This window comes from Chryseobacterium sp. VD8, from assembly GCF_037149975.1.
Classification (GTDB): domain Bacteria; phylum Bacteroidota; class Bacteroidia; order Flavobacteriales; family Weeksellaceae; genus Chryseobacterium; species Chryseobacterium indicum.
In genome coordinates this window covers 1-5,050 of the sequence record NZ_JBBCQL010000286.1, presented here as the reverse complement: position 1 = coordinate 5,050, position 5,050 = coordinate 1, and the positions used below count along the sequence as shown (strand labels likewise).

6 protein-coding genes and 1 pseudogene are annotated in these 5,050 nt (G+C 35.4%); 2 read left to right on the top strand and 5 right to left on the bottom strand.

What is annotated here, in order from left to right:
- Positions 1-177: 177 nt before the first annotated feature.
- Both WFK35_RS20545 and WFK35_RS20540 read right to left on the bottom strand, forming a co-directional pair.
- A complete protein-coding gene (locus WFK35_RS20545; protein ID WP_336734328.1) occupies positions 178-333 on the bottom strand; it encodes a helix-turn-helix domain-containing protein in 156 nt (51 codons plus the stop codon).
- 187 nt (positions 334-520) lie between these two features.
- Positions 521-721 (bottom strand): annotated as a pseudogene (locus tag WFK35_RS20540) (Crp/Fnr family transcriptional regulator); the annotation flags it as partial.
- Positions 722-1,224: 503 nt separating this feature from the next.
- Between WFK35_RS20540 and WFK35_RS20535 the strand changes: the two are divergent.
- A complete protein-coding gene (locus WFK35_RS20535) occupies positions 1,225-1,425 on the top strand; it encodes a hypothetical protein (protein ID WP_336734327.1) in 201 nt (66 codons plus the stop codon).
- Positions 1,426-1,807: 382 nt separating this feature from the next.
- On the opposite strand, the gene WFK35_RS20530 is transcribed toward WFK35_RS20535, so the two are convergent.
- Entirely contained in the window at positions 1,808-2,416 is a 609-nt protein-coding gene (locus WFK35_RS20530) for a YciE/YciF ferroxidase family protein (protein ID WP_336734326.1), read from the bottom strand.
- A gap of 87 nt (positions 2,417-2,503) precedes the next feature.
- Positions 2,504-3,100 (bottom strand): Crp/Fnr family transcriptional regulator, encoded by a 597-nt coding sequence (locus tag WFK35_RS20525; RefSeq protein WP_336734325.1) that lies wholly within the window; start codon positions 3,098-3,100, stop codon positions 2,504-2,506.
- A 216-nt stretch (positions 3,101-3,316) separates the two neighbouring features.
- Here WFK35_RS20525 and WFK35_RS20520 point away from each other — a divergent pair, with 216 nt between their 5' ends.
- Entirely contained in the window at positions 3,317-4,084 is a 768-nt protein-coding gene (locus WFK35_RS20520; RefSeq protein WP_336734324.1) for a succinate dehydrogenase/fumarate reductase iron-sulfur subunit, read from the top strand.
- A 243-nt stretch (positions 4,085-4,327) separates the two neighbouring features.
- On the opposite strand, the gene WFK35_RS20515 is transcribed toward WFK35_RS20520, so the two are convergent.
- Positions 4,328-4,993 carry a MarR family winged helix-turn-helix transcriptional regulator gene (locus tag WFK35_RS20515; protein ID WP_336734323.1) on the bottom strand — a complete coding sequence of 222 codons (666 nt, stop codon included), beginning with the start codon at positions 4,991-4,993 and terminating at the stop codon, positions 4,328-4,330.
- Positions 4,994-5,050 lie beyond the last annotated feature (57 nt).

Sequence of the window (5,050 nt, the reverse complement as noted above, 5' to 3'; positions counted from 1 at the left end):
TGCTTTAGCACATAATTTAAGAAAAAAAGTGGCGTAAGATCCACATTTTATTTTAAAAATCAGCCAAAAAATCCAATCTGAAAAGTTTAATAAAAAAAACCGCCTCATGGAAATGAGACGGCTTCTTTTCATTATTTAATCAATAATAATTGTGAATACTCTAAAAGATGTAAAAATTCAATAAAATATTTTTCGGTTTTCAATTCTTAACTGATGGTTTTCATGCATTTTTTTAATCGTTCTGATCACCGTTTCCACACGAAGCCCCGTTAAATTGGCAAGCTGTTGTCTCGTAAGAGGAACCTGAAAAAGAATATTTATCTCCCGATTCACCTTTCAGGCTTTCCATAACGGTTTTTATCTTATATGATGGATCCGGTGAAGAAATATTAAAAAGCATAATGTACTTATCATACAGTCTGTCTGCAAGACATTTGAACATTTTTGCGGAGACTTCAGGATTCTGGTTCAGGAGGCTGAAAAAATCATTCTTGGGAAGTTTAAAAATCCTGCAAGGTGTTTTCGCAGTCGCATTGGTGGGATAAACTTTATCATCAAATAAAAAAGATTCTCCCAGACTCTGTCCATCCGATAATATATTCTGGGTAAACTCTTTTCCGTCTTCATGGTAATTATTCAGTTCCACGATGCCGCTGTCTATCTGAAAATAATATTTGGGCAAATTTCCTTCATGAAAAACAGTTTCGTTTACATTGTACATCTCATAGATTGTACCGTACGCTAACAATAAATCTTCACTAATTATCATATATTGAATTTTAATGTTAAAAAAATGAATATTTAAGCTTTATTATTTATTAAATAATTACAAATAGCAAACCATAACGTAAAATATTTATAATAAAAAATACCACATTTATGGGAAATATTGTGAGTTTTCTTCAATTTAAATCATCAATTATGAGAGAGATCATAAAACATCACAGGAAGTCCTTATTATCTTTGAATAAGCATACTTTATCATTTTTGCACTTATTCTAAACAGGCTTCCCAATTCGGGAAGCTTTTTTAATTAACGTAAGTTCGGCGTAAAAACGATTAAATCTCTGTAAATCTTATTTTCAGAATAAGCAAAAGTCACTAATGGCAAACAAAATCTTTGGCGTATGGTTAAATAAAAAAGTTTAATGAGACTTATTGTGACCTGCATCATAATTTTTTCGTTTTCCGATCCTTAAGTTTGATAATCAAATCCAGATTAATATGAAAAATTTAGCATCACTTATCTTTATGTTATGCATTTTGTCGTCATGCACAAAATCCGAAACGCAGTATACAGATCAGAACAATAAGAAAGAAACGGTAAACGATAAAGCTTCGGATACTATTCAGAAACTGAATGAAATTTCAGATACGGCAAATAACGAGAAAGACAGAACCCATGTGAAAACGGATAATAAATAAGGGAACATTTGCCCATCCGAAAGGCAGACTCATCATTGCCGGCGGAAAAGTTCAGAAAGAAGCTCATGATACAGAAGAGTTTTTCCCGATCAGAGAAGTATTAAAGTTATTGTATGGTCAAAAAGATGAGGAAGTTGCAGTGATTATATTTTCACAGGATTCGGATCTGCGTGGATCATTAATGCCAGAGAAATCGGAAAAACCAATACGTCGGTGGTTCAAAAAGGATTTCCTGTGTATGCTGAAAATCTGAAAGTTCATATTTTAACAGACAACTGTACTCTTGATTTCAGTACCAATACTTTTAAAGGAACATCTACCGGAAATTAATAAGAAAAGGAAACCGCTTTGGTTTCCTTTTCTTATCATGAAAATGTTTTTTCTATAATGCCTTGCTGTTGAGATTGGTATCTGCAACTTTCGTAAGCAGTTCATCACATTTCTTTTCTTCTTCCAGAGTACTTAGAAGATGCTTCGTACAGTCTTTTTCTTCCAGTACTTTTGCAAATGCTGCCAGAGTTCCGTAGGTTGCGATTTCGTAATGTTCCACTTTCTGTGCTGCGGCAATAATTCCGGCATCTCTTACAGGTCCCGGTTCCGTTTCTTCAATAATGCTTTTTCCCTCATCCAGTAAACCCTGCATAGCGTCACATTTTTTAGCCTGAGCTTTTTTACCTAAAGCTTTGAAGCATTCCTCCAGTCTTTCAACATGCCCTTCAGTTTCAATAATGTGGTTTTCTATTGCTTTTTTCAGCTTTTCATGAGTTGCGTTTTTCATCATCGCAGGCAATGCTTTTAGCAGGGCTTTTTCTGCCCAGTAAATATCTTTCAGAGAATCTTCAAAAAGATCCTTGAGTTCTTTTGCTGCATTTTTCTTTGCCGGTGTTTTAGCAGTTGCCTTTGTTGAGGTTTTCGCATTGGATTTGGCTGTCGTTTTAGCAGGTGTTGTTTTTTTCGCAGGCGCTTTTTTAGTTGCGGTCTTCGTTTCCATAATATAATATTTTAGTGTTTGGCTGCTGAGGTTTCTGCAACTATAAGACCATTTTTAACCAAAGTACCGAACTGTGGTATCTAAAATTCAGACATAAATTTTTCTGTTGATGATTTTCAGATATTTTTCTTTTTCCAGCCTTTTCACTGCTCTTACGACGGTTTCCACTCTTAAAGCGGTTATAGCAGCAATTTGCTGTCGGGTAAACGGGACTTCATAAGAATATTTCGACTGATCTTCATAAAAGCTTTTATGATAATCCAGTACGCCTACAATCCGGGTATCCGGTCGGAGAGAAGAATTATTTTCCAGCATGATGTATTTATAGTAAAGCCTTTCCGATAAAAATTTATTGATATCCCTCGAAATTTCAGGATTGTCGTCCAGCATTTTTATAAATCTTTTTTTAGGAAGCTTCAGAATAGTACATTTTTCAAAAGTTACAGCATTTACAGGATAGGTCTGGTCTATAAACAAAAGAAGTTCACAAACGCTCAGTCCTCTTTCCAGAATAGCAAGAATAAGTTCCCTTCCCTCATCGTTGTAATGGTTCAGCTTTATTCTTCCTTCCACCACCTGATAATAATATTGAGGTTTATCTCCTTCATTAAAAATGGTGTGATGGCGCCCGAAAGTTTCTTCTTCTGCACCGTAATCGAGTAAAAGTTCTTCTGATATAAGCATATATAAGGTTTTAGATGTAATGAATTTGTTGAAGTAAGCTGAATTAAATGTAGAAGTAAAAAAATTATACCAATATGACTGAGATCATAATTTTACTTTTCTTGTCTAAGAATTTTAATACCGAAAAATTTTCTCTCTGTATCTAAAGAATTATGATGAGCATCATAAAATAAAGATCGCTTTTCGCCTAATTTTAATTTTACTAAATCAAAAATAATGACGCTGAGAAAAAATCTGAATCTTACTTTAAAAATCTGGAGACAGAAAAACAGAAAGGTTAAAGGAAAATTTGAAATCTATAAAATTTCGGATATTTCCACAGACTCTTCTTTTTTAGAAATGCTGGATATTCTTAATGAAAAACTGATTAGCGAAAATAAAGAACCGGTAGCCTTTGACCACGACTGTCGGGAAGGAATCTGCGGAATGTGTTCGCTGTACATTAACGGAAGAGCGCATGGACCCGATACAGGAATTACGACCTGTCAGCTTCACATGAGAATGTTTAAAGACGGAGAAACCATCGTTATTGAACCCTGGAGAAGTATTGCCTTTCCCGTGATTAAAGATCTGATTACAGACCGGAGCGCTTTCGACCGGATTATGGCTGCAGGAGGATTTATTTCCGTCAATACTTTAGGAAATACACTTGATGCCAATGCAGTTGCAGTTCCTAAAGAAGATGCCGACAAAGCAATGGATGCCGCTTCGTGTATAAGTTGTGGTGCCTGTGTTGCGTGCTGTCCGAACGGAGCTGCAATGCTTTTTGTGGGAGCCAAGGTTTCTCATTTTGCATTGCTCCCGCAGGGAAGAACAGAAGCCAAAAGAAGGGTTCTGAATATGGTTAAGGCAATGGATGAGGAAGGCTTCGGAAACTGTTCCGTAATCGGAGCCTGTGAAGTAGAATGTCCTAAAAATATTTCGCTGGATAATATCGCAAGGATGAACCGCGAATACATGTCCGCATGGCTTGATAAAAAATAACCTGCCATCAGTTTTTATCCGTTCGTTTAAAACTTTCAGACTTTTTGCTGTTTGAAAGTTTTAAACGAAACCTTTGATATAGATCTGAAGATTATAGACTTGTATCAACTTAATAACTGTAATCATCAATCCTTGTTAAAAATCTTTGATTTCTTGCACCTTGAAGATTTTAAGCAATAAAAAAATCCTGTGTCTTTGCTTTTTCCAACAGAAATATTTTATTTGAAAAAGCTTAAACAAACTCTATTTCTGATCTCTGTTGTAAGCTATCAGATCCATTACTTTCACAATATCTTCATTTCGGTATTCAGAGTACACATGAGAATGGAATTCATTCAGTTTTCGCAGCAGCTCAAGAAGCTCTGTTTTTTCCTTATTTTCCAGTTTACCTGCAAGAATTCTGGAGGTCATGTTCACTTTTTCAACAGAACGGTGGAAGTAATCTTCCCCTTTCGCGGTAATGTTGAGGCGTTTACTTCTTTTGTCTTCACTGTCGTTTTTCTCTTCAATTAGGCCATATTCAAGAAGACGTTTGATGATCTGCGTTCCGGTCTGTTTCTCGTGCCCGTTTCTTTCAATAAGCTGAATTTTGGTAAGATTCGGCTCATCTTTCAATCGGTAGAGATAGGTAAATTCTTCATTGGCAAGTTCAGGGAAATCATTTAAACCCTTTCTTATCAGTTGTTTAGAATATCGTCCCAGAAGCAGAACCTGTTTGCAGATTTCATTCTCTGTGAACGAAACCTGATGCTGTTCATTTTTAAAAAGCTTGGTCGGGCTCTCTTTTCTGTATTTTTTATCATTCAGCCACAACCGGAAATCTTCGACTGTAGAGTTAGGTTTGTAAGCATCGGAGTTTTCAAATTCTATAACCTGATGAAGCAGATCAATGAAAAAGTCGGTATTCATAATGCAAATTTAATCTAAGTATTTTTAATAATGTAACAATTTAATAGTCTGGCAATT